Below are 26257 nucleotides of genomic sequence, written 5' to 3' on the forward strand. Positions count from 1 at the left end.
ATGATTACAAAGGAGGGTGGACTGTTTTTTAAATTCATATAGTGTTTATTTTTGTTTGGTGCTATAATAAATCTAATGATGTTTAACTGTTACCTATTTACCGGAAAACTGTTTCTTTCTACAGGGGTGAAATGATTTTCGATTGTCGAAAGCTGAAGGCATGTTATAATCTGAATAAGATTCTTTGCTTATCAGATATTGGATTGGAGGATGTTTAATGGAATTGACTATTTTGGGCTGCATGGGTGGCTATCCTACAAAAGATGTCGGTACGACAGCTTATCTGCTGACATCCGATGACTTTAAACTATTGATCGATGTCGGCAGCAATGCTTTATTGTCTCTGGAACATCATCTGGATCCGTTGGATTTGGATGCGGTCATTTTGACCCATTATCACGCGGATCACATTGCGGATTTGGGTGTTCTGCAGTACACTTTCCAGCTGAAAGAGCCTGCAGTCGGTAAATCTAAAAAAATATTGCCGATATACGGTCATGTCGAATCGGAATTTTTCCGCTTGTTGGAGATGCCGGGGGTGAGCGAAGGGATTGCCTATGCTCCGGAAGAAACGTTGGAGTTGGGACCTTTCCGGATCCGTTTTTTGAAAACCGTCCATCCGGTTCCGTGCTATGCGTTGCGGATCGAGGAAATCGCAACCGGAAAAGTCTTCGTTTTCGGGGCGGATTCAGCCTATTTACCGGCATTTGTGCCTTTCGTGAAGGATGCTGACCTGTTCTTGGCTGATGCCAATCTGTTCAACGGAAACGAGCGTCACCATGCACATATGACTGCAGGCGAAGTCGGGACGTTAGCTGAAGAAGCCGCGGTCAAACAATTGATCCTGACTCATTTGCCGCAAAAAGGTACGCTGTCTGTGCTCCTGGACCAAGCGAAAGAGGCTGCTCCATCAGTGTCCGTGACGTTGGCTGAAAAAGATCGGATCATCACCATCTGACCGGATTCAGAATCCGGAATGAAACAACAAATCATAATGAAGAATGGGAGAGGAACAGGCATATGTATTTTGTAGATAATCAAGGACAGTTGGATCCAAGCGTTAATATTGCGTTGGAGACATTTTTATTGAAGGAAAAGATCTTGGACGAGCCGATTCTGTTGTTCTATATAAATGAACCGTCGATCATCATCGGACGCAATCAGAATACGATCGAAGAAATCAATGCTGACTATGTCGAAGCAAATAAAATCCATATCGTCCGCCGCATGTCCGGAGGGGGCGCAGTATACCACGACCTAGGTAACTTTTCATTCTGCTTCATCACGAAAGATGATGGCGATTCTTTCCGCGATTTCGGAAAATTCACTAAGCCGGTCATTTCCTTTTTGCACAGCGTAGGCGTCAAGGAAGCTGAATTAAAAGGAAGAAACGACTTGGTTATCGGAGAAAAAAAATTCTCAGGGAATGCCATGTACGCGACAAACGGAAGAATGACGGCCCATGGGACGATCCTATTCGACTCTGATTTGGATGCCGTAACGAGTGCGTTGAAACCGCGCAAAGAGAAAATCGAATCGAAAGGGATCAAGTCGATCCGCAGCCGCGTGACCAACATCAAACCATTTGTTGATGAGGCTTATCAAAATCTGACTACGGGACAATTCCGTGACTTGATGCTGCTGTCGATTTTTGATGTCGAAACGCGTGAAGAAGTAAAAGAGTACCACTTGACCGATGAAGATTGGAAACGCGTATATGAAATCCGGGAAGAGTACTTTGGCAACTGGGATTGGAATTACGGTAAATCGCCTAAATTCGAAATCCAAAAACATCATCGCTTCCCCATCGGCTCCATTGAAGTCCGCTTGAATGTTGAAGAGGGGCATATCCAACAGTTGAAGATTTTTGGTGATTTCTTCGGATTGGGTGAAATCAAAGATGTTGAAGAAGCGTTTATTGGCGTCAAATATGCCAAACAGGACATCCTGGACAAACTGAATGAACTTGACATCAAGAAATACTTCGGCAATGTGACCGCCGAAGAGTTGTTAGAAGAGTTGTACTGATAAAGAAAGAGAGGCCCCGCAATGTTTGCGGAGCTTCTCTTTTAGATCTTTATGGCTAAACGGACTCGTTCAGCATTTCTTGTCCAGCTTCACGAGTTAGCCCTTCGGAAATTAGATAAATCTTACCTATTGTGCTCTACGATGCTCATACGGTATGATTTCCTAAATTTCTTTCAGGGCTAAACGAACTCGTTCAGCATTTCTGTTCTATCTGTGGAGGCCGATTGCTGTTTCCATGCGTCTCAGTGTTTCCGAAGCAACTGCATTCGCTTGTTTAGCTCCTGCATCCAAAATGTCATCCAGTTCTTTGGAACTCAATAGCTCATAATAACGAATCTGCATTGGTTCCAATTCAGCGATGATGGCATCCGCCAATTTTTCTTTGAAATTACCGTAACCTGAACCGGCAAATTCTTTGACCAATTCCTCAATCGATTTATCGGTGAAGGCCGAGAAAATCGTCAACAAATTCGAGATGCCAGGCTTGTTTTCTTTATCGTATTCGATGATGCCGCTTGAGTCGGTGACGGCACTCTTGATTTTTTTGCGGATGACTTTTGGCTCATCCAGTAAGGAAATGTATCCTTTGGTATTCTTGTCGGATTTGCTCATTTTGCTGGTAGGGTCTTGGATGCTCATGATCCGTCCGCCGTCTTCTGGAATCATCGGTTCCGGCATCGACAGGATTTTGTTGCCTTTTCCATACTTGTTGTTGAAACGTTGCACAAAGTCCCTTGTCAATTCCATGTGCTGCTTCTGGTCTTCGCCAACAGGGACGAAATCCGTATTGTAAAGGATGATATCAGCTACCATCAATGGAGGGTAAGTCAGTAATCCGGCCGAAACGGTCTCTTGTTTGGAAGATTTATCTTTGAATTGGGTCATTCTCTCCAATTCGCCCAAGTAAGTGTTGCATTGGACGATCCAAGCTGCTTGAGCATGCGCAGGGACTTCCGATTGGATGAAAATAGTCGATTTGTTCGGATCGATTCCAAGCGCCAGATAAAGAGCTGCCAACCCACGTGTCCTTTCTGTAAGGGTCGCTGGATCTTGTGGAACGGTAATCGCATGCTGGTTTACGATGCAGTAGGTGCAGTCATAATCTTCTTGACGCTGCACAAATTGCTTCATCGCTCCGATATAGTTCCCGATTGTCGGGATGCCGCTGGGCTGAACGCCGGAAAATATTTTCTTTTTCATAAATGCCTCCTAGGTTAAGTACGTCACTTTTTATTATAACGCAAATCCGGCTTGTATTCACGATTTTATTCGAATGCACAAAGTTGAGCGATTGCGGAACGAGTGGAAGCGTTTTTATTAATTAGGCTGAATTCGGAAAAAAATAATTATCAAACGATATTTATTATAAATTATAAAGTTTCAAAAGAAAGTTGCCCGATGTAAAAAAGCCTTTAAATAAAGGTTTCACAATGTTTTTGCTGACTTTAAAAAAGTGTAAATGTGTCTGAAATGTGTCTGAAATTTGTAGAGTCCTTAAAAAAAGGATAGCTATTGTGCTTAGATTGGTTTATAATAAGTCTTGTAAGTGATTCACAAACAAAACTTACGAATAAAGGAGAGATCAGAGATGGTAACATTATATACTTCCCCAAGTTGTACCTCATGTCGCAAGGCACGTGCATGGCTAGAAGAAAATAACATCCCTTATACTGAAAGGAATATATTCTCCGAACCTTTGACAGAAATTGAAATCAAGAGCATCCTAAAAATGACTGAAGAAGGCACTGAGGAGATTATTTCCACTCGATCCAAAGCATTCCAAGAACTTAACATCGACTTAGACGAATTACCTTTAAATACATTATTCACTTTGATCGAGGATAATCCCGGTCTGTTGCGTCGTCCGATCATTTTGGACGAAAAACGTTTGCAAGTGGGATACAACGAAGATGAAATCCGTCGTTTCTTGCCAAGGGAAGTCCGCGCGCTGGAATTACAAAAAGCGCAAAGATTGGCAAACTTCTAGTCAAAAGCAATCAAAAAAGAATCAACAGACAAGTGCACCGGAAAAACGGTTGTACTTGTCTTTTTTACGGAAAGAAACGAATAGATGAGAAAGTAAATGAGAAGTTGAAAGATTTTGTGCTTTTGTCTTTACATTTTTGCGATTTGATTTACAATGGGTATAAGAAAAATAGGGAAAGAAAAGTGGGGTGAAGCATGATGGAAATGGAAAACATCAACGAAAACACAATTCGCGTTTTGATTGAGAATTCTGATTTGGAGGAAAGAGGTATCACCTTTCTGGATTTATTAGGAAATCAAAAGCAAATCGAGAGCTTTTTTTACAGCATCCTCGAGGAAGTAGATGTCGATAATCAATTTCATGAATCAGATGCAATTACTTTCCAAGTGCTGCCTAATGGAAATGGGTTAGAGTTATTCATCAGTAAAGGGATGAATAACGAAGACGACTTCGATATGGCGAATGGCTCCAATCAATTGGAGCATGTAGTGGATTACATCAAAAAACAGACGAAGAGTTTCAATGAACGTGACAAAACGGCTGCTGCTACTGAAGAAGAGGATATGGCACCTTTGGAAGTCGTATTCAAATTCCAGAGTTTTGACGACTTTTTGGAGCTGGCGAAACGGATGTTTTTGGAGAGCGGCGTCTCTTCGCTTTACTACTATGATAATCAGTATTATTTGGCGGTTGTCTATTTCATAGATGAGATGACGGAAACGAATATCGACAACGAAATCTTGAAGGCGCTGGAATTTTCTGAGGAATCTGATATCGCTGTTGAGATACTTGGCGAATACGGCAAGCTGGTTATCCAAGACAACGCATTGGAATCAGCCAGACATTACTTCAAATAAATAAAAAAATCTGATCCGACCCTCGACTGGGTCGGATTTTTTCTTGTCCATTCGCGGATATTATGGGAAACAGAAAGAAAGGGCGGTTGTTTATGTTGATCGCTAGAAATGCAAGTGGGGAATTGATTCCAGCTTATCAAGCCTCAAAACAAAAAGGCAAAACTATCGGGGAGTATTATTGCCCGGCCTGTAAGGGGAGGTTGGTGCTGAAAAAAGGGGATGTCATGATCGCTCATTTTGCCCATCACCAACAATCGGATTGCGCCGTTTTTTCGGAAGGTGAAACACTTCCTCACCTGATGGGAAAACAAATGCTTCTGGAGAAATTTCGGCGTGAAGGGGTTGCTGTCACTTTGGAGTGTTGGCTTCCGGAATTGCAGCAGCGTCCGGATCTCCTGCTGGTTCTGGAAAATGGAAAGAAAATTGCTGTGGAGTACCAATGCAGTCCGATTTCGCCTGCCGATCTTAGGGCACGTACACAGGGGTACCAAAGATTCGGCTACGAAGTGTGGTGGATTTGTGGAACGCATTATCGACCGGGGGGCATCAAAATAACGCAGTCGATCTGCCAATTCTTGAATCATTCCGATGCACTCGGGAATTGGATTTGTATTCTGGATACAGCAGCGAATGAAATAGCCATCCATCACCATCTAAAGTTGAGCAGCGATGATTGCTTTCATTTTATGAAGATTGCGATTCCGGTGGATGATCTTAAAGTTGTTGCTTTAGAAAGTCTTTACGCAAAAGGTTGCTTGCCAGGGTACAAAGATTTGCTGCTGCCGTCTGCCGGCAAAATCGTTGACCGCAAACATATGCAGGCGAAGGATATCAATCTGTTGCGGTATCGAACCGATCCGGAGCATCGGAAATTTCTTTTGGCGGTCTATCTCGATCGGAAGGATTTGTATCATTTGCCGGCATTCCTGTTTGAGTTACCTTGTCGAACGTTAGGCATCCGAACGCCGGCATACATCTGGCGTTACTACCTTCTTAAAGACTTCAGTAATCCGGAAACGGCAAAGCTTCTCACAAAAAAATACCTTCTCGAGTGGCTGTCAACTTGTATACGCACGAACAGAATCCGGACACGTGTTGCGATGGAGGCCAACATGGAACTTCTATGGGAACCCTTGCTCCAATTCATGATGCGGTTGGTCGAGGATGGCCACGCCGCAGCCATTGGCAGGGAAGCATGGGTCCTGCTATCCGAGCCGTTGAACAGAAATGAAACGGATCATCATTCGTGTTTGAGTTAGAATCTGTATATTCTTGCCAGTACCCTTTCGGCCCTAAGGTATGCTAAAATTATACTATTGAAATAATTTTAGGGGGAAAGTGGATGACAAACACAGAGAAACATTTAAAGAGAGCGGAAGTCCCTGAGGCTTCCACGTGGGATTTGACAGCGATCTTTCCGACGGATGCAGCTTTCGAGAAAGAGTTGGATGAATTAGCGGGAGCGGTTCCTTTCATACGGGCTTTGCAGGGAACCATCGGCTCGAGCAGTCAAGCTCTATTGAAAGGGATTGAAGAAGTCCTCGAAATCAATCAAAAGTTGGAACGGGTCTATGTCTATTCCCATCTGAAGAATGATCAGGATACGGCGGACAGTCTGTATCAGAATTTGCACGATAAAGCCTTGTCGATTTTGACGAGCGTCAGTGAAGCTACCTCTTGGTTCGAGCCAGAAATCATGGAGATTCCGGAGGATGAACTGGAGAAGTACTTAGCAGAAAACGATAAGCTGAAACCTTACGCGCATTTATTGGATAGCCTTACTTCTGCTCGTGAGCACGTCCTTACCGCCAGAGAAGAAGAGTTATTGGCGGGTGCGGGAGAAATTTTTGCTGCGCCAAGCAAGACTTTTTCCGTTCTCAATAATGCTGATATGACATTCCCGAAAGTGAAAAATGAAGAGGGCCAGGAGGTCCAATTGACTCATGGTTTGTATGGAAAGTTGATGGAAAGCCCGGATCGGGAAGTCCGTGAAGGAGCCTTCAAAGCACTATACAAGACATATGATGGTCTGAAAAATACGTTTGCGACTACCTTATCGACTAACGTGAAGGCGCACAATTACAAAGCCAAAGTACATAAATATGAATCCGCCCGTGCAGCCGCTCTGGCGAACAATCACATTCCGGAATCCGTTTACGACACGTTGTTGGATGTGGTGAATGAACATCTACCTTTGTTGCATCGCTATGTGGACTTGCGTAAAGACTTGTTGGGGGTCGAGGAGTTGCATATGTACGATATGTATACGCCATTGACAGGGGAAGCCCCAATCAAATACAGTATCGAGGCGGCGATGGAAGAAACCTTGAAAGGTCTTCAGCCGCTTGGAGAGGACTATTTGGCTATCCTCCAGGAAGCATTTGACAACCGTTGGATCGACTGGCTTGAGAATGAGGGGAAACGCAGCGGAGCTTATTCTTCCGGTGCCTACGACACAAATCCGTACATTCTGATGAATTGGCAAGATTCGTTGAATCAATTGTATACATTGGTCCATGAATTGGGTCACAGCGTGCACAGCTATCTGACAAGAAAGAACCAGCCTTATGTGTACGGAGATTATTCGATTTTCCTGGCCGAAATCGCTTCGACAACGAATGAAAATATTTTGACCGATTATTTGTTGAAGACCCAAACCGATCCCAAAGTCCGCATCTATATTTTGAATCATTACCTGGACGGCTTCAAAGGAACGATATTCCGCCAAACCCAATTTGCTGAATTTGAGCACTATATCCATCAGCAAGCCTTGGAAGGTGTTCCGTTGACGCAAGATTTCATGACTTCTTATTATGCGGAATTGAATGCCAAGTATTATGGTCCGAGCGTCGAAAAGGATCCTGAAATCGGCATCGAATGGACCCGCATTCCGCATTTCTACTATAATTATTACGTCTATCAATACGCTACCGGCTTTTCGGCTGCGACGGCATTGGCCAAACGCATCGTTGAGGGTGAAGTGGGTGCGTTGGAGAAGTACCTTTCCTATCTGAAAGCAGGAAACAGTGACTATCCGATTGAAGTTATGAAAAAAGCTGGCGTGGACATGACTCAGTCGGCTTACATCGAGGATGCTATGAAAGTGTTCGAGGAACGTCTGAATGAACTAGAACAATTGATTGCAGCGCAACAGGCTTAATCAACATAGTCCCCTTGATAATAGTCTTCATTAGAAAAAGCTTCGCGGCCCTTGGTGGACCGCGAAGCTTTTTCTATCAGTGGGTGATGCGTTGGTAGTTTTTTCCGATTGTCGTGATGTTTGTTTTCTTCAGGTTGGCATTCTTCTGGTCACACGCTACCGAGCAATCCTTGATTACTTCATGCAGTATTTCGGCAGTGATGTTGTCTTCCAACAAGAGGCCGTATTGATAATTCAGATTATCAAAGATGACAAGCGAAGGATTTGTTTTGATGTTCATCTCTTGGGCGATATGCTGATCTGCTTCATAGCTGCTTTTTACGAAAGGTGATTCTTTGTCCTCAAAAAACATGTCGACATCCAGATTAGCTTTGATAGCCACTACCGTTAATAGTTCTTTAGAGTAGGCGGTCTTACCGTCCGCAAGTGATTTCTGCAGGTGAAGCAAAAAGTTGCGGCCGCGTTTTTTGCCTTGCATCAAGGCAGCTTTATATGCCAAAGAGGCATCATAGATGGAACTGTATATTTGATTGCGTAAGGTTAAATCTTTTTCCGGCAAATTTAATCTCTTCATGTACTGCGTCACGGTATTGAAATTATGGAAAGTGATGAAGCGGAAGTGAACTTTCGGGCCTTCCAATGAACTCATGAATTTCAGAACTTCTTGTTCGGTACGGTAGCACTTGTGGCCTATCGGGTTCACGAATAGATAAAGCTCAAAAATCTGTTGAGGAGAAGAGATAGAATCAGCTGTATTCTGTTTTGACCTATACATTTTAATCCTCCCTCTTTCCTGTTTTGCTTACTTTTAGTTTACCAAAAAAAATCCCAAACAAGTAGCAATAAGGCTTCCCGAAGAGTTGCCTGTTGAAGACCGGCAATAGTTCTTCCTTATGACCTTCTTTTTTCTTGTTCAGTATCGGCTGTTTCATTGTCAAGGTGTATTTTACGAGACAATGAACTAATTTGCAACTAAATCGATTGATTCTTTTATCTTGTATAGCTTAAAAATCGATTCAGACAGAAAAATTTTGCGCTTTTGTCTGTTTTACGCGTTGAAATAAGCAAAAAGATCCATTCTTCGTTCGATTCTGCGGAGAATGGATCTGTTTATATAGATGGATCGTCGGTAATTATCTACTATCGATGTGTCGTCGAATTTGGATAGGCCAGCATACGTTCGATTTTTTGTTTCGCTTTTCGGACTTTGATGCCATGGAGCTTCAGAAAATTCTGGAATATGAGGGCTCCTTCTTCCAAAGACTCGGACTCGAATTCCAATTCGTAATCCATCTGATCCTGGTAGAAACTTTTATCCAAGAAGAAGGTACCTTTGTCACCTGGGAAATCATAGCGGATGGTGGAGAGTTGTCCGATTATGACAAGGTCTTCGGGCGCGATACCCAATCCCTTCAATTTGTCGGCTACATTCCCTGAAGCTTTCATCCGATGAGCTTCGACCAATGTTTTTGCTTCATCGAGAGTCAAATCATCATTCGTTTCCAACTTTTCATTTTCTTGGATAGGCGTCTTCAGTGTAATTTCACCTTTATCTTCATACATCCGGATGCGCAGTCCACTATTCAGACCCTTCAGTTTAAAATCAGGTGTATCGAAATAGATATTGGTTTGTTTGGTCGGTTCAGTTTCATCAAGGTCGAAGGCAACGATCAACGCTTCGTATTCTTCTTTATTTAATAGATTTTTGAATTCTTTTTCAATATTTTGGCTCATTGTCGGTACTTCCTTTCTGTTAAGAGGGTCATTTTGATCGCGGTAGCCGATCAAAATTCGAATGCGCGTCAAATCCATTCATCAGCACATAATCGAGTAGGCGATGCAAAATCTTAATCATATTGTATCATAAGTTTTGCATTGGTTATCATTTAGCGATACTGATGTAAAGTGCGTATTGTTTATATTTGAATAAAAAATGAATTCCGTCCTTTTTGACAAGTATTGTATAGAATCATAAATAATTGTGATAAAATAAAGTAGCATATACTATATGATAGGGTGTCGTTCTATGGAAAATAAGGAAGTTGAAAACTGGGATTCATTTTTAGCGCCGTACGAACAAGCGGTAGAGGAATTAAAAGTTAAGCTGAAGGGAATCCGTAAGCAGTATCGCGATGAGAATGTGCATGCACCCATCGAATTTATCACTGGGCGGGTCAAAAAGAAGGAAAGCATATTGGAAAAGGCGGAAGTCCGGGATATCGACTTGACCAGACTGGAACAGGATGTGCAGGATATTGCCGGCTTGCGGATCATGTGCCAATTTGTAGAGGATATACATGAAGTTGTGCGCCTTTTGCGCGCAAGAAATGACTTTGAGATCATCATAGAACGGGATTACATTACGCATAAAAAAGAGAGCGGCTATCGCTCGTACCATATGGTGATCGAATATCCGGTCCAACGCATTTATGAAGAGAAAAAAATACTCGTCGAAATTCAGATCCGGACATTAGCCATGAATTTTTGGGCAACGATCGAACATTCGTTGAACTACAAATATCGGGGCGAATATCCGGAAGAATTGCATGACCGTCTGATACGCGCGGCAGAAGCTGCCTTTCGTCTGGACGAAGAAATGTCGGAAATACGCGAAGAAATCAAGGATGCTCAACGTTATTTTTCCGATAAGAAAGAAGATGGACGATAAAATTATTCGAGAGGAGATCGGATATGAAAATTGCACTGGTCCATAACCAGACGCCAGAGACGTTATCCGTTGCGGCGAAGTTCAAAGAGATGTGCCTCTCTGAAAAAATTGAAATTATCACGGACCATCCGGATCTTGTGGTATCGATCGGGGGCGATGGCACATTGCTTTCGGCTTTCCATAAATACGAAGGACAATTGAACCATGTGCGATTTGTGGGAATCCATACTGGGCATCTGGGCTTCTATACGGATTGGCGTACTTATGAACTGCCGGAACTTGTGGAAAGCCTGAAGCATGACAAAGGGGAAAGCGTCAGCTATCCACTGCTTGATGTGCGCGTCAAGTATGCTGATGAGGAGGAAGAAACCCGCTACATCGCTCTGAACGAAGCAAGTTTGAAGAAAATGGACGGAACGATGGTTTGCGATATCTACGTGAAGGATGAGCTGTTCGAGACATTCCGGGGCGATGGTCTTTGTGTTTCCACTCCTACAGGTTCGACCGGGTTCAGCAAATCGCTTGGTGGAGCCGTTATCCATCCTCGCACGGAAGCTATCCAGCTGACCGAGATGGCCTCGGTGAATAACCGCATCTATCGGACGCTGAGTTCACCCATGATCATAGCGAAAGACGAATGGATCGTTATTTATCCCCACAAGGAAGATCGCTTGATTTTGTCTGTGGATCATTTGACATTCAAGAAACGAAGCATCGAACGACTGGTTTACCGGATTGCTCAGGAGCGCGTGCATTTTGCGCGTTACCGTCACACGCATTTCTGGGATCGGGTGGAGGATGCGTTCATCGGCGTGAAGAAAAACGATAGGAACGAACGGACAAAGGAGCGGTGAATATGTCAACCAAAAAGTGGCTGCTGAAGGCGCGTTTGAAGGAACAGCACATCGAAGCGCTGAAGGGGCTCTACCCGGATTACGAGATGATTACCGATGACGCGGAAACAGAAGCGTTCAGTGTAGTCGAATGGACTGTCGGATGGAACGACGAATTGACCAACCTGTTGGAGGAAGGAAAGTTGCCTTCATTGAAATGGGTCCAAGCGATTTCGGCAGGCGTGAACAGTCTTCCCTTAGAAACCTTTGAAAGAAAGGGAATCTACTTGACGAACGCGAGCGGCATCCATGCTGAACCGATTGCTGAATACGTCATCGGCGTATTGCTTTCGCATATGCGCGGATTGAAGGCTGCGATCCTGAATCAGCCGCAACGCAAATGGGAACAGACCATGGAACTCCAGGAACTGAAAGGCAAGACGATGATGATCGTAGGTGCGGGTCACATCGGGAATCGGCTGGGAGAACTGGCCAAAGCATTCGGTATGAAAGTCATCGCTGTCAATCGCAGCGGTAAGGATTTACCTGGCATGGATGTGACGGTCAAAATGGATGATATTGTTACAGTCATCGATTTTGCGGATGTTGTCGTGGATATCCTCCCCCAAACGGATGAGACCTACCGCGTGTTCAATGATGCTCTATTCTCGCGCATGAAACAGGGTGTTCTCTTCGTAAATGTCGGGCGTGGCGCCACGGTGGACAGCGATAGTCTCATCAAAGCGTTGGACAATGGGACGGTGGCCTACGCGGCTTTGGATGTGTTCGACGAGGAACCGTTGCCGGCAGAAAGTCCATTATGGAGGCATGAAAAGATACTGATTACGCCGCATTTTTCGGGTGTGGTTGAACATTTCCGGGACAGTCTGTTTGAAGTTGTCTTGGAGAACGCAAAGAGTTACAAGGAAGACGGCAAACCAAGCCGCAATCTGATTGATTTTGGGAAAAAATATTAACAGATAAAGAAGGGCTGCATCGGCGACTTGGCAGGTGCGGCCTTTTTTGCCAATTTTTTTTACATGATGGCGGGGCATGAGTTGTGGAATGTCCTCATTTTGGTTAGAATAGGAATGTATGTTACCGGGCTGAATCCTGAAGCTTTCAGGATTATTGTAATGCTTGGTGATCTGTTCACTATCCGGATCAGCAAAGAAACAATTAAGCTGGCTGATCCGCATTTAGAGATTTGGTATAGAGTAGGGGTAGTGTGTAGTGATTTTTAGCTGGATATATGAAAAAGAAGAGACGATACAAATGAAGACCTTTCTACGTTCCAAGGGTATATCAAAAAGTCTGCTGGCTACGATTAAATTTGATGGTGGCACTATCTGGCTGAACGGTAAAGAAAGAACGGTGTTGGCGACCTTGAAGAAGGGCGATAAAGTAATGATCCGGATTCCGGATGAAGGGGAGCATGAAACGACTGTCGGAGTGGATATGCCTTTGGACATATTGTTTGAGGACGACCACTTTTTAATTGTGAACAAACCATTTGGCGCTGCTTCCATCCCATCAAAGGTGCACCCGCGTCTTTCTATGGCGAACCGCGTCAAAGGCTACTACCAACGTCAAGGCTATGCGGACCAAGTCATCCATATTGTCACGCGATTGGATCGGGATACGACCGGTGTGATGCTTTTCGCAAGGCATGGGTACGCGCATGCTCTGATGGACACGTTATTGCGCAACAAGGAAGTCGACAAAACGTACCGAGCGATCTTATCCGAACCGGTGCTGACGCAACTCCACGGATTCATCGATGCCCCCATCGGCAGGACAGAGGATTCGATCATGACGCGAATGGTCAGGGAAGACGGTAAACAAGCGCTGACGGAATATTGGTTGGATAAGACCTATCCTGATGGGCAGGCTGTGAAAATCAAGTTACATACGGGAAGGACCCATCAGATTCGGGTGCATTTCACCTCCATCGGTGCGCCTCTGCTTGGAGATGACCTTTACGGAGGAAAGGCTGACCCAGAAATATTGCGGCAAGCCCTGCATTGTGAGTCATTGGCATTTGTGCATCCGATCAGTGGGGAGCCCTTAAAGATAGAAGCGCCGTTGCCGGATGATTTTATCAAATGGGAAAGCAGACAGAGAGACAAGGAGGCTGATGTCCGTGTTGGAACCACAATATGAATTTGAACTGGACGAAGCGTTTGCGAAAATCCGCGAATCACTCCAAGGCGAGGATATGGAAAAATTCCGTTCCGATTTTTTGGACTATCACCTCTACGATCAGGCCCAGATCTATCTGGCCCTGGCGCCTGAGGAACGTATTGCGATGTACAATTATCTCTCCGTAAATGAAATGGCTGACATGTTCGAAATTATCGAAGAAGATGTCGAGTCGATCGAAGCGTATCTTTTGGAAATGAACAATCAATATGCGGCTGATATGTTGGCCAACATGTATGCCGATAATGCCGTCGATATGCTGAAACAGCTGAAGGACGAGCGGATTTGGTTGTATCTGCGCCTTATGCCTATAGAGGCGGCAAAAGAAATTCGCGCCCTGTTGAATTATGAAGATGAGACTGCTGGGGCCATCATGACGCCGGAATTCGTCTCGATCGTCGCCAACCAAACGGTTCGATCAGCGATGGCCATCCTCAAGAGTAAAGCGCCCGATGCGGAAACCATCTACTATATTTACGTCGTCAATGTGGATAATGTGCTGGTCGGCGTCATTTCCTTGAGGGATTTGATCGTGAATGATGAAGATATGATGATTAGCGATATCATGAGTGAGCGGATCGTTTCCGTGAACGTAAACGAAGGGCAAGAAGATGTAGCTCATAAAATCAGGGACTATGACTTTCTGGCTGTACCGGTAGTCGACGAAAACAATGTATTGCTGGGGATCATCACCGTCGATGACATCATTGACGTCATCGATGAGGAAGCTGTCAGCGACTTCTCCGGTTTGGCCGGGGTCGACGTTGAGGAGCAATCGGAAAATCCTTTTGTGGCGGCATCCAAACGGCTGCCTTGGCTGATTACGCTGTTGTTCTTGGGTATGGGAACATCCACTTTGATCAGTCAATATGAAGGGCTTATTTCGGATGCTTCGATTCTTTCCGTATTTGTCACCTTGATTACTGGCACATCCGGTAACGCGGGAACGCAATCTCTTGCCGTCGCGGTCCGGAAAATCGGCATGCAGGATGATGAAGAGAAGAATTTATTCCGTTCCATTTTATCCGAGTTGGCTACTGGGGTGATTTCCGGATTGGTCACAGGTGTCACGATTGCGCTTGTCATTGGTGTTTGGAAGCAAAACTTTATCCTGGGTGGGATTATCGGCATTTCCATGTTGGTTGCCATCACGGTTGCGAATCTGGCCGGTAGTTTGATTCCGGTATTGATGGATCGTCTTGGCTTTGATCCTGCCGTCGCAAGTGGGCCGTTCATCTCTACCTTCAGCGATTTGACTTCCGTTTTGATCTATTTCAATATCGCAAAACATTTTATCAACACCCTTATGTAGGTGCAAAAATAGGCAATGAACAAGCAACCGCTTTGTCCATTGCCTATTTTTTGACGGTTTGGTGCTCATCCCCTAACCGCGAATCATCACGCTCTACGCAAACGCGTTCTGATTCGCAGACACCACTTCCGTTTCGCAACCGGCTTTCGTCCACAAAAGAGGTGAACGGCACCCGGTTACTCCAACGTACGGGTGTCTATACGCGAATCATCACGCTCTATCAAACGCGTTCTGAATCCCAGAAATCTGTGCCTAAGCTGACTACCACACACGGACAAAAAAACGTCCGCTTAGTGTTAGTCCTCTTAGTGCTCGATTTCTACCCGGGATTCATCACGCTCTATCATTTTATCCATATCATGATGCAGTATTCCGGCTTCTTCGTATTCTTCGCCGCAGATGGTATAGCCGACTTTTTCGTAAAATCCGATGGCATGGTTCTGAGCGCCGAGGAACAGGCGCTTGCCACCGAGCTCACGTATGTATCTTTCTATTTCTTGCATGAGAATGCTGCCGTATTTCTTTTCTCTTACGACTTTGCGGATGGCAACGCGCTGCACCTTGTATTTACCGTTTTCCATCGGATAAATGCGGGCAGTGGCAACCGGAATGGATTTTTCATAGCCAACGAGGTGTAGGGTTTTATCTTCCAAATCGTCAATTTCTATCGAGACCGGTACCTGCTGCTCCTCCACGAATACTTCTTTGCGGATGTCCAAGGCATCCTTGTAGGTTTTGGATTTTAGATTTTGTGTCCATTCAAAATGCAACAACGCGTATTCCTCGCTTTCAAAATTTACTAGGTTCGTTGGAACCTCTGTTCTTATTTTACCTGAATCAGCATTTTTTGTCTGAAATAATTGCTTTTGTCTTTTTTAAAGCCTTTCTTTTGCTATACTTATACAATCAGCTAGAGGAGGAATAGTATGCTTGACATAATTGAAACAATCCAACAATTGACAAACATTCCATCGCCAACAGGATATACGGCGGAAATCATCGGATTCTTGGATGAAAATCTGAAAAAAAAGGGATATCAGCCTGAACGGAATCATAAAGGAAGTTTGATGGTGACGGTTAAAGGGAACGAAGACCACAAAAGGCGTTTTGTGACTGCGCATATCGATACGCTGGGGGCGATGGTGCGCGCAATCAAACCGGATGGTCGCTTGAAAATAGAGCTGATCGGCGGGTTCACTTACCATTCAATTGATGGTGAATACTGCACGATCCATAGTGCTGCTACCGGAAAAGAGTGGACGGGTACGATATTGTTGCACCAAACCAGTGTCCATGTATACAAAGATGCGCGAACGGCTGAACGCAGTCAAGACAATATGGAGATTCGTCTGGACGCGGAAGTGCACTCTGCAAAGGATGTCGCTTCGCTTGGCATAGGGGTAGGGGATTTCATCAGCTTTGCTCCCCGGACAGAGATTACGCCATCCGGTTACATCAAGTCAAGACATCTGGACGATAAAGCGAGTGCGGCTATCTTGCTGCAGTTCCTGCACCGTATCGCGGACGAAAACCTGATGTTACCGTATACGACTTGTTTCTTCTTTTCGAACAACGAGGAAATCGGCTACGGCGGCAACTCGAATAGGCCACCGCACACGATGGAATATTTGGCTGTCGATATGGGTGCGATGGGCGATGATCAGCAGACTGACGAGTATACCGTGTCCATCTGCGTGAAGGACGGATCGGGCCCTTATCACTTCGGACTTCGTCAACAATTGGTCAGATTGTGCGAATCAAAGGCCATTCCTTACAAGTTGGATATCTATCCTTTTTACGGCAGTGATGCCTCTGCAGCCATGAAAGCGGGTTGGGATGTTCGCCATGCTTTGATCGGACCGGGAATCGATGCAAGCCATGCCTACGAGCGGACCCATCGGAAGTCTCTCGATGCGTGCGCGAGCTTGTTGGAAGCGTATCTGTCCGCTCCGATGATCGAAAACTAGATTCGCAAAAAGGGGATATTCAATGGAAAAGTTAAAGAAAACAAATCTGCTTTACTGGAGTATTTGGCTCTTAGTGATGGCGTGCTTAGTCTGGGTTTCCACCAAAATCGATTTTATTTTTTATCCGATCGGGGCCTTCATCTCTACGATCTTTACGCCAGTTCTTGTGGCAGGATTTCTGTATTATATCTTCACGCCGTTCATCGAACTGCTTGAGCACAGGCTGAACATCAAACGTCCGATAGGCATCCTGATAGTCATGTTGCTTCTGATCGGCATCGTCATCTTCTCGTTTTTAGCGCTCATTCCGAATCTTGTAACCCAGATCGGAGAGTTGCTGACAAATTTGCCTGGTGTTATCCGTTCCCTGAATAATATCTATCAGCAAGTGATTGAACAGGAATGGGTTGCGCGGCTGGACATTCCGACCCAATTGTCCCAGTTGAGCGGAAATATTCAAAGCAGTATTACCGCCTTTCTCAATGGCCTGACTGGCAGCATCGGTTCTGTTCTGTCGGCCGTAGCCAATATTGCCTTGCTTGTCGTCATCATTCCGTTGATTTTTTTCTATATGCTGAAAGATGGACATAAGTTTCCGGAAGCGGTCGCTCAGTTATTGCCTCAGGAGTATTCAGCAGATGTTTTGGCGCTCCTGAAGGAAATCAACAAAACAATCGCCAAATATATCAGCGGACAGGCACTCGTTTGTTTGTTCGTAGGGACATTCACCTTTATCGGATATCTACTGATCGGATTGCCTTACGCCTTCCTGCTTGGAGTCACTGCAGCCGTCACAAACATTATTCCTTATCTTGGACCCTACATCGGCTTAATTCCGGCCGCAATAATTGGATTGACAGTCTCGCCGGCGAAAGCGCTCTTGGTCTGTGCGGTTGTCTTAGTAGTACAGCAAGTGGAATCGAACATCATTTCACCAAACGTCTTGGGCAAAACATTGGATATGCATCCGCTGACGATTCTCTTTTTGTTGTTGGCTGTCGGCAAGATTTCCGGTGTTCTGGGAATGATATTGGCGATTCCTACGTATGCAGTCGTAAAAACCATCGTTCAATATGTCCACAGATACGTTAAAAACAGGAAGAAAAAAGTGTTATATAAAGAATAATGAAAATTAATATGGATTCCAAGGGTTATTGATTGCTTTTTACCTTTGGAATCCTTTATTATATAAAAAGTATTAAGAGCATAACGAATCAATTTGTGCAGTTTTTATTATGAATTATGAGAATCGTTGCGGTTGATTTGTGCAAAATATATTAATGCGGAAAATTTAGGAGGAAGTACAATGAAAGTAATCGTAGTGGGATGTACACATGCCGGAACATCAGCAGTGAAGACAATTTTGAAGGAGAATCCAGGGACTGAAGTAACGGTATACGAAAGAAACGATAACGTTTCGTTCTTGTCATGCGGGATTGCGCTTTACGTCGGCGGTGTCGTGAAAGATCCACAAGGATTATTCTATTCTAACCCTGAGGAACTTGCTTCGTTGGGCGCAAACGTAAACATGCAACATGATGTAACAAACATTGATACAGCGGCAAAAACTGTTTCTGTGAAAAATTTAGTTACTGGGGAAGAAATCCAAGACACTTATGATAAATTGGTTCTGACTACTGGTTCATGGCCAATCATACCGCCAATCGAAGGCATCCAGAGCAAAAATGTTTTGCTTTGCAAAAACTACAACCAAGCAAAAGAAATCATCGCACGTAAAGACGATAAAAAGAAAATCGTTGTTGTCGGCGGCGGTTACATCGGTATCGAATTGGTGGAAGCATTTGCCAACGATGGAAAAGAAGTAACATTAGTTGATGGTTTAGATCGCATTCTGAATAAATATTTGGATACTGAATTCACGGATATCCTTGAAGATGACTTGCGCGCACATGGGGTAAAAGTTCAATTGAACGAAATGGTTAAAGGTTTCAAAGACAACGAAGCGGGTGACATCACTACCGTAGTTACTACTGGCGGAGAATATGACGCTGAGTTGGTCATTCTTTGTGTCGGATTCAGACCGAGCACTGAGCTTGTCAAAGGCCAAGTGGAAATGATGGGAAATGGCGCAATCATCGTGAATGATTACATGCAAACAAGCTTGCCTGATGTTTATGCAGCAGGGGACAGCTGTGCGGTAAACTATAATCCGAATGGTGGGCACGCTTATATTCCGTTAGCAACAAATGCAGTACGTATGGGAATGTTGGTAGGGAAAAACATCAACGGACCTAAAATGAAATACCGTGGAACCCAGTCCACTTCAGGCTTATACCTAAACGGATTCAACATTGGCTCAACAGGTGTGAATTCCGCAAGTGCCGAAGCATTCGGTCTTGAAACACGTTCCGTAATTCTGGAAGATTTCTACCGTCCTGAATTCATGCCATCAAACGAAAAAATATTGATGAAACTTGTCTATGAAGTAGGCACAACCCGCATCGTTGGCGCACAACTGATGTCCAAATATGACATCACACAATCAGCCAACACATTATCATTGGCTATCCAAAACAAAATGACGATTGAAGATTTGGCACTTGTTGACTTCTTCTTCCAACCTCATTTTGACCGTCCTTGGAACTACTTGAACTTGTTGGCTCAAAAGGCTTTGGAACAAGAAGCTGAATTAGCTGCTAAATAATTCAATTCCATAATTTGGAACCCCTCCGTGATCGCTTGTTGATTATCGGAGGGGTTCTTTTGTTGGAGAAAGGGTATATCCGGATAAAATACTTGTTTTTTTTGCCGGGTCATTAGATAATGAAAGATAACAATCAACTTTCAAAGAGATCTAAAAAACGAAGGAGAAACATTCTATGACCACAGACCCCAGTAATCAGACATTGCTTTGGCAATTGTTGTTGATTGCGGTATTGACATTGGTGAACGCATTTTTTGCGGCATCTGAAATCGCATTTGTTTCATTGAATAAAAACAGGGTGGCGAACCAGGCAATCAAAGGTGATGAAAAAGCACGCAAAATTTTGGCGCTTTTGGATCATTCCGATGACTTTTTGGCGACCATCCAAGTTGCCATCACTTTCGCGGGTTTCCTTTCCAGTGCTTCGGCTGCCAATACATTCGCAGCCAAACTCGATCCCTACCTGAGTAATATACCAGGAGCAGAACAGGCTGCCATCCTGATCGTGACGTTAGCACTCTCCTACATTTCCTTGGTATTCGGTGAGTTGTATCCGAAACAACTGGGACTGCAACGGCCGGAAGAGGTGGCGCGTGCCGGTGCTGGTTTCATCACTGTCGTACAAAAACTGATGAGACCTTTCGTTTGGTTCTTGTCTTTTTCAACGAGTGTTCTTGAGAAAATGACACCGATCACTTTCACAAGCGGAAATGACATGTTTTCGCGTGATGAGGTGCGTGAATTGTTGGAAAAGAGCAGTGATGAAGGGACCATCGAACGGATGGAATTCAATATGCTTAAAGGTGTGCTTTCCATGGACAATAAGATGGCTAGGGAAGTAATGGTACCCCGGACGGATACCTTCATGCTCGATGTGAACGATGATGTCGAAGAAAACATAGAAGCCGCGCTGGATTCTCCTTATACACGCATACCGATTTACGAGGACGACAAGGATAATATCATTGGTGTGTTGCATTTGAAAAATTTATTGAAGGAATCCAAAAACACGCCCATCGAACAGATTGATTTGCGGAAAATCATGAATGAGCCACTATTTGTTCCAGAAACCATACTCACGGATGAGTTGATGTCTTACCTGAAGAAAAGCCATAACCAGTTGGCGTTGCTTCATGACGAGTATGGCGGTATGGTCGGAATTGTGACCTTGGAGGACATTCTTGAGGAAATTGTTGGCGATATCGAGGATGAGTATGATGAAAGTTATGTTCTGATCGAACGGATTGGAGATAATGTATACGAAGCCGATGGGGCTACGCCTTTGCATCGCTTCAATGATTATTTTGGTACGCAACTTGAGTCAGCGGATGTCGATACGATCGCCGGTTATCTGTTGACGGAGTTGGGTGAGTTTCCGGAAGAAAATGAGCAAGCATCCATCGAGGAGAACGGATTGATCATCAAAACATTGGCGTTCGATAACCGCCGGCTTTTAAAAGTTGGCGTGTCTTATATCAATGAGAATGATCGGCCTGCAAAAGAACGTTTCAAAGAGGACGAGGCAGCTGAAACTGCCGATGGAGCGGAAGAAACAGAAGAAAGAGACTGAATGGTGAGCAGCCCCTCCCGGATCGATGAACATCGATCCGGGAGGGGCTGTTTTTTTGGTTCCATATGCTCTCGCAAGGGAATTCTTGTGGAATGCTCGGATTTCTTGTATAATAACAAAGGTATTGTCGTGGATTAGCGTGTGCATATTGCTCATGCTATCTTTTTGTGTAAAGGAAAGCAGATGATATTTTGAAACTAAGCGTTCGCCGCTGCAGACGTGTGATGGTTTTTCAAAATGTCTCCTGCTTCCAATATAAATGGCTAGCTCCACGGGTTTGCCCTGCGGAAATGAAAACGATCAGATTGCAGTGTTTCCATGCTCAGGGCTAAGCGAACCCGCTCAGCTTTTCTTACATTCACGATAGAGATATTTGGAAAAAAGGGGAAAAATATGACTCATACATTAGCAGACAAAGTTAAAGCAAGAAGAACATTTGCCATCATTTCCCATCCGGATGCCGGTAAAACGACCATCACGGAGCAGTTGCTGTTGTTTGGGGGCGCAATCCGTCAAGCCGGGACGGTAAAGGGAAAAAAATCAGGAAAATTCGCCAAATCAGATTGGATGGATATTGAAAAACAAAGGGGTATTTCTGTAACCAGTTCGGTCATGCAAGTTGATTACGATGGAAAGCAGATCAATATTTTGGATACGCCCGGACATGAGGATTTCTCGGAAGATACATACCGTACTCTGATGGCTGTGGATAGTGCAGTGATGGTCATCGATAGCGGGAAAGGGATTGAGCCGCAGACAAAGAAATTATTTAAAGTCTGCAGCATGCGAGGGATTCCGATTTTCACTTTCATCAATAAATTGGACCGTGATGGCCGCGAGCCGATGGATCTGATTGCGGAATTGGAAGAAGTGTTGGAGATCGATGCGTATCCGATGAACTGGCCGATGGGCATGGGTAAAAATTTGTTGGGTCTGTATGACATTTACAATAACCGCGTAGAATTGACTCATCCTGAAGAGAATGAAGACAATGATTTTCTTCCGCTGAATGAAGACGGCGAAATCGAAGGCGATTATCAAGTGACGCAATCAACCATCTATACCCAAGCGGTTGAAGATGTCCAATTATTGAAAGAGGCTGGTAACGATTTTTCTGAAGAAGCGATTGCAGCCGGTAAACTGACGCCGGTCTTCTTCGGTTCCGCTTTAACGGGCTTTGGCGTTCAGACGTTCTTAGATGCCTTTGTGGATTTTGCTCCGAGTCCAAGTGAGCATCAGATGGTGGCGGATGAAATCGTTGAACCTACTGACGAAAACTTCACCGGCTTCATCTTCAAAATCCAAGCAAATATGAATCCCGCTCACCGAGATAGGATTGCTTTCGTGCGTGTCTGCTCCGGTGAATTCAAACCCGGGATGGATGTTTTTGTGACCCGTACCGGCAAAAAAATCAAATTGGCGCATACAACGCAGTTCATGGCCGATTCCCGTGAGCAAGTCCAGACCGCTGTAGCAGGTGATATCATCGGACTTTACGATACTGGGAACTTCCAGATCGGCGATACGATCCATGAAGGCAAAAAAGCACTTGAGTTTGAAGCATTGCCGCAATTTACACCTGAACTGTTCATGAAAGTCACTCCGAAAAACGTCATGAAACAGAAATCTTTCCATAAAGGGGTGCAGCAGTTGGTTCAAGAAGGGGCCATCCAGTTGTACAAAACGTACCACACAGAAGATTATATTTTGGGTGCGGTCGGTCAATTGCAGTTTGAAGTGTTCCAGTACCGTTTGTTGCACGAATACAATGCAGAAGTAGAAATGACACCGATGGGCTCAAAAATTGCGCGATGGATCGATCCGGAAGATTTGGATCCGAATATGTCATCCAGCCGTAACTTATTATGCCGCGACCGTTTTGGGGATCCTGTGTTCCTTTTCGAAAATCAATTTGCTATGCGTTGGTTCGAGGATAAATATCCAGAAGTCAAATTGACATCTTTACTTTAATTTGATCAAAGGAAACAAAAAACGCACATTGCTGAAAAGCAGTGTGCGTTTTTATGTTAAGAAGAGTTTTTTTCGAGTGCCAAAAATGTCAATCATTTGAGATGAGATAGCTCCACGAAGTTATGACCAGGCATAACTTCCACGTCATCAACGGTAAGATGCAACAATTTCGTCAGCACAAAGTCGATTTCACTTTGCTTCACACGACGGTTTTTGTTGAGGATAATGACATCCTCATGCGTTGTGGCACCGGTAAAGATGACTGTAGTTTGTCCCAAAGAATAAACTTTGACAAATTGAGCATCGGTGTTGGCCAATTGCTCACGTACAAGATCAGCGTGGCTATTTGTAACATCGATCAATTTCATGGACGAACACCCCTAACTTAGGTTGGCTGTTTATAGAATAATTATATAACAACTGTTAATTTATTTAAAGAGTAAACAAACAAATGAATAATTTTCTCGGATTTTTAAAATGAGAAAGGCAAGAGCTGACTTTTGGGCTCTTGCCTTTCGGAACCGAATATTATTCAGAAGTCGTTGTGTCTGGTTGGTCGACTTTGCTGACGACCATCAGATTACCTTCTTCGCCTGCATCGACAAATAAATCTTTGATTTTCGGATTATCCAAGTAGAATTCAGCTACTTTATCCTCAATCTGATCTTGAATAACGCGGCGCAGCGGGCGAGCGCCCATACTTGGGTCATATCCCAGATCGATTAGGCGATCTTTTGCTTTCTGAGAGACGGTGACGCTGATTTCCTTGTCCTTCAGCAATTCGTTGACATCGTCCAACATAAGGGTGACGATTCTGCTCAAATTTTCTTTGGAAAGCTGGTTGAACTCGACAATCGCATCGAAGCGGTTGATGAATTCAGGCTTGAAGTAATCACTCAAGCGATTCAGAATGGAATGCGTCTTGCCTTTCATGGCTGCGCCGAATCCTACACTGGCTTCCTGGACGCCCGTACCGGCATTGCTGGTCATGATGATGATGGTGTCTTTGAAGCTCACAGTCCTGCCTTGGGAGTCCGTCAGGCGACCGTCGTCAAGAATCTGCAGGAAGAGATGCATGACATCCGGATGGGCTTTTTCGACTTCATCCAACAGTAAAATGCTGTACGGGCTGCGGCGGACGCGCTCGGTCAACTGGCCGGCTTCGTCATAGCCGATGTAACCCGGAGGCGATCCGATCAATTTGGAGACGGCATGCTTTTCCATGTATTCGCTCATGTCGAAGCGGATGATCGCGTCTTCGGTTCCGAACATTTCGATTGCCAACTGTTTGGCCAATTCGGTCTTACCGACACCGGTAGGCCCTACGAACAGGAAGGAACCGATAGGTCGATTTTTACGGCTCAATCCGATTCTGTTTCTGCGGATGGCTTTAGATACTTTGTCGATGGCTTCATCTTGACCGATGACGTTTTTCTTCAGATCGGCATCAAGATTTTTCAATTGCGTCTGTTCTTTTTCAAGTAGCTCACCGACCGGGATATTGGTCTTGATCTCAATGATCTTTTGGATATCCTGCTCTGTTATGACGGGATCGCCATCGGCTGGGGCCGGGTTCTGTTTCATCTTATTCAGATTCGTGATCTGATCGCGATAATAGGCAGCTTTTTCGTAATCTTCCGCATGCAGGGCGGCTTGTTTTTCTCTTTCGGCCGTTTCGATGCGTTCCTCTATCTGTTTCGGATCGATGGGCTTGATGGTCAAGTTCTTTTTGGATCCGGACTCATCAAGTAGGTCGATGGCTTTGTCGGGAAGGAAACGATCCTGGATGTAGCGATGCGACAATTTGACTGCCGCTTCCAGCGCCTTATCCGAATATTTGACATGGTGATAATCTTCATATTTCGGACGGATGCCTTGGAGGATGATCAATGTCTGTTCAGGTGTCGGTTCATTTACGCGGACGGGCTGGAATCGGCGTTCCAGTGCAGCGTCCTTCTCGATTTTGCGGTACTCATTCAGTGTTGTGGCGCCGACCAATTGCAGTTCGCCTCTTGCTAGGGCTGGCTTCAGGATATTGCCTGCATCCATGCTTCCTTCAGCGCTTCCTGCTCCGACGATTTCATGGATTTCATCGATGAAGAGGATGATCTGTTTGTTCGCGCGGATTTCATCCATCAGTTTCTGCATCCGTTCTTCGAATTGACCGCGGATGCCGGTTCCTTGGACGAGTGAGACGACATCCAAGCGGATCACTTCTTTGTCCAACAATTTCTGAGGGACATCGCCGTCCACGATTTTCTGGGCAAGACCTTCCACTACCGCAGTTTTGCCGACACCCGCTTCCCCTGTGAGTACCGGATTATTTTTTGTTCGGCGATTCAGAATCTCAATGACGCGTGCGATTTCGCTGTCTCTTCCGATGACAGGGTCGATACCGCCATCGCGGGCCAGTTGGGTCAAGTTGATGCCGTATTCGTCCAGTAAGCCGCCTTTGCCACCTTTACCGCCGCGAGCAACTTCCGAGGCAGGGGGTTGTTGATAATTCTGTTCTTGGTTCTGTTGTATTTGTTTGAAGAAAGAATCCAGATTACCGAAAGAAAAGGGGTCTACAGGTCCTTGAGATCTTGGGTTCGGATTATTTTGTTGCGATTGAGCATTTTTGAACTCTTGGTAGCAGTTCTGGCATAAGTCGATTTGGCGTCTTTGTCCATTCACGCTGGCATACAGATGAATGGAGGCTTGTTTTTTTCCGCAATGTTGACAAAGCATGGCAATCTTCCTTTCTATATGGATCATAGTCACATGTATATTATAGTAGTAACGGCTAAGGGACACTCACAAGAAGGTTCACTGACCAACTCTGACCTTATGGATCCATTATACATTGACCTATTTTGACTTTCAAGAGGTTTGACTTGGAATGAAGCAAAATATTCATTCCGGGACAGTTTTATCCAAACGGGGGTTGTATTAAATGAGTGCTATTTCAGCAATTATGACAAAAATTTGAACGATTCTATTTAAAACAGTTGTAGTATAAAGCGAAAGATGTTAATCTTATTTAATGAAAGGGTTA

22 protein-coding genes are annotated in these 26257 nt (G+C 44.6%); 16 read left to right on the forward strand and 6 right to left on the reverse strand.

What is annotated here, in order from left to right:
* Positions 1–217 precede the first annotated feature (217 nt).
* Together TES5_RS03775 and TES5_RS03780 are read left to right on the forward strand one after the other, a co-directional pair.
* Positions 218–958: an MBL fold metallo-hydrolase gene (locus tag TES5_RS03775; RefSeq protein WP_068559941.1), complete on the forward strand. Its 741-nt coding sequence runs from the start codon at positions 218–220 to the stop codon at positions 956–958.
* Positions 959–1020: 62 nt separating this feature from the next.
* Complete coding sequence (locus TES5_RS03780; protein WP_068559943.1) at positions 1021–2028, forward strand: lipoate--protein ligase; 1008 nt, start codon at positions 1021–1023, stop codon at positions 2026–2028.
* A 207-nt stretch (positions 2029–2235) separates the two neighbouring features.
* On the opposite strand, the gene trpS is transcribed toward TES5_RS03780, so the two are convergent.
* On the reverse strand, positions 2236–3228 hold the full coding sequence (trpS, locus tag TES5_RS03785; protein ID WP_068559946.1) for a tryptophan--tRNA ligase: 993 nt from the start codon (positions 3226–3228) through the stop codon (positions 2236–2238).
* A gap of 388 nt (positions 3229–3616) precedes the next feature.
* Here trpS and spxA point away from each other — a divergent pair, with 388 nt between their 5' ends.
* From spxA to pepF, 4 genes are all read left to right on the forward strand, one after another.
* Positions 3617–4015 carry a transcriptional regulator SpxA gene (gene spxA, locus TES5_RS03790; RefSeq protein ID WP_068559948.1) on the forward strand — a complete coding sequence of 133 codons (399 nt, stop codon included), beginning with the start codon at positions 3617–3619 and terminating at the stop codon, positions 4013–4015.
* A 194-nt stretch (positions 4016–4209) separates the two neighbouring features.
* A complete protein-coding gene (locus TES5_RS03795) occupies positions 4210–4872 on the forward strand; it encodes an adaptor protein MecA (RefSeq protein ID WP_232309282.1) in 663 nt (220 codons plus the stop codon).
* Between the two features lie 92 nt (positions 4873–4964).
* Entirely contained in the window at positions 4965–6131 is a 1167-nt protein-coding gene (locus TES5_RS03800) for a competence protein CoiA family protein (RefSeq protein ID WP_068559949.1), read from the forward strand.
* Positions 6132–6214: 83 nt separating this feature from the next.
* Positions 6215–8032, forward strand: coding sequence for an oligoendopeptidase F (gene pepF / locus TES5_RS03805; protein ID WP_068559950.1), 1818 nt, complete (start codon positions 6215–6217; stop codon positions 8030–8032).
* Between the two features lie 76 nt (positions 8033–8108).
* Here pepF and TES5_RS03810 read toward each other — a convergent pair whose 3' ends face one another.
* Together TES5_RS03810 and TES5_RS03815 are read right to left on the reverse strand one after the other, a co-directional pair.
* Positions 8109–8807, reverse strand: a complete 699-nt coding sequence (locus TES5_RS03810) for a DsbA family protein (protein ID WP_068559952.1) — start codon at positions 8805–8807, stop codon at positions 8109–8111.
* 365 nt (positions 8808–9172) lie between these two features.
* Positions 9173–9766: a CYTH domain-containing protein gene (locus TES5_RS03815; RefSeq protein WP_068559954.1), complete on the reverse strand. Its 594-nt coding sequence runs from the start codon at positions 9764–9766 to the stop codon at positions 9173–9175.
* A 292-nt stretch (positions 9767–10058) separates the two neighbouring features.
* Between TES5_RS03815 and TES5_RS03820 the strand changes: the two genes are divergently transcribed.
* The 5 genes from TES5_RS03820 to mgtE all read left to right on the forward strand — a co-directional run bounded on the left by TES5_RS03820 (position 10059) and on the right by mgtE (position 15047).
* Positions 10059–10700 (forward strand): GTP diphosphokinase, encoded by a 642-nt coding sequence (locus TES5_RS03820; protein WP_068559956.1) that lies wholly within the window; start codon positions 10059–10061, stop codon positions 10698–10700.
* A 23-nt stretch (positions 10701–10723) separates the two neighbouring features.
* The gene (locus TES5_RS03825) at positions 10724–11554 is read left to right on the forward strand and encodes an NAD kinase (protein WP_068559962.1); all 831 of its coding nucleotides are present in this window, start codon (positions 10724–10726) and stop codon (positions 11552–11554) included.
* 2 nt (positions 11555–11556) lie between these two features.
* Positions 11557–12510 (forward strand): NAD(P)-dependent oxidoreductase, encoded by a 954-nt coding sequence (locus TES5_RS03830; RefSeq protein ID WP_068559963.1) that lies wholly within the window; start codon positions 11557–11559, stop codon positions 12508–12510.
* Positions 12511–12808: 298 nt separating this feature from the next.
* The gene (locus TES5_RS03840) at positions 12809–13696 is read left to right on the forward strand and encodes an RluA family pseudouridine synthase (protein ID WP_369813483.1); all 888 of its coding nucleotides are present in this window, start codon (positions 12809–12811) and stop codon (positions 13694–13696) included.
* Positions 13671–15047, forward strand: a complete 1377-nt coding sequence (gene mgtE / locus TES5_RS03845; RefSeq protein ID WP_068559966.1) for a magnesium transporter — start codon at positions 13671–13673, stop codon at positions 15045–15047. The genes TES5_RS03840 and mgtE overlap by 26 nt, the downstream gene beginning before the upstream one ends.
* 305 nt (positions 15048–15352) lie before the next feature.
* On the opposite strand, the gene TES5_RS03850 is transcribed toward mgtE, so the two are convergent.
* Positions 15353–15820, reverse strand: coding sequence for a GNAT family N-acetyltransferase (locus TES5_RS03850; protein WP_232309283.1), 468 nt, complete (start codon positions 15818–15820; stop codon positions 15353–15355).
* Between the two features lie 153 nt (positions 15821–15973).
* On the opposite strand from TES5_RS03850, the gene TES5_RS03855 reads away from it, so the two are divergent.
* The 5 genes from TES5_RS03855 (at position 15974) to TES5_RS03875 (ending at position 23220) form a co-directional block, all read left to right on the forward strand.
* On the forward strand, positions 15974–17014 hold the full coding sequence (locus TES5_RS03855) for a M42 family metallopeptidase (RefSeq protein ID WP_068559970.1): 1041 nt from the start codon (positions 15974–15976) through the stop codon (positions 17012–17014).
* A 22-nt stretch (positions 17015–17036) separates the two neighbouring features.
* Entirely contained in the window at positions 17037–18140 is a 1104-nt protein-coding gene (locus tag TES5_RS03860; RefSeq protein ID WP_068559972.1) for an AI-2E family transporter, read from the forward strand.
* A 180-nt stretch (positions 18141–18320) separates the two neighbouring features.
* Positions 18321–19679, forward strand: coding sequence for an FAD-dependent oxidoreductase (locus TES5_RS03865; RefSeq protein WP_068559974.1), 1359 nt, complete (start codon positions 18321–18323; stop codon positions 19677–19679).
* A gap of 175 nt (positions 19680–19854) precedes the next feature.
* Complete coding sequence (locus TES5_RS03870; RefSeq protein ID WP_068559976.1) at positions 19855–21249, forward strand: hemolysin family protein; 1395 nt, start codon at positions 19855–19857, stop codon at positions 21247–21249.
* 393 nt (positions 21250–21642) lie between these two features.
* Positions 21643–23220: a peptide chain release factor 3 gene (locus TES5_RS03875; protein ID WP_068559977.1), complete on the forward strand. Its 1578-nt coding sequence runs from the start codon at positions 21643–21645 to the stop codon at positions 23218–23220.
* A 92-nt stretch (positions 23221–23312) separates the two neighbouring features.
* On the opposite strand, the gene TES5_RS03880 is transcribed toward TES5_RS03875, so the two are convergent.
* Entirely contained in the window at positions 23313–23588 is a 276-nt protein-coding gene (locus TES5_RS03880) for a DUF1827 family protein (protein WP_068559979.1), read from the reverse strand.
* 160 nt (positions 23589–23748) lie between these two features.
* The gene (locus TES5_RS03885; protein WP_068559981.1) at positions 23749–25950 is read right to left on the reverse strand and encodes an ATP-dependent Clp protease ATP-binding subunit; all 2202 of its coding nucleotides are present in this window, start codon (positions 25948–25950) and stop codon (positions 23749–23751) included.
* Between the last annotated feature and the right edge of the window lie 307 nt (positions 25951–26257).

Origin of the sequence: Trichococcus sp. ES5 (genome assembly GCF_900067165.1) — a bacterium.
Lineage (GTDB): Bacteria > Bacillota > Bacilli > Lactobacillales > Aerococcaceae > Trichococcus > Trichococcus flocculiformis.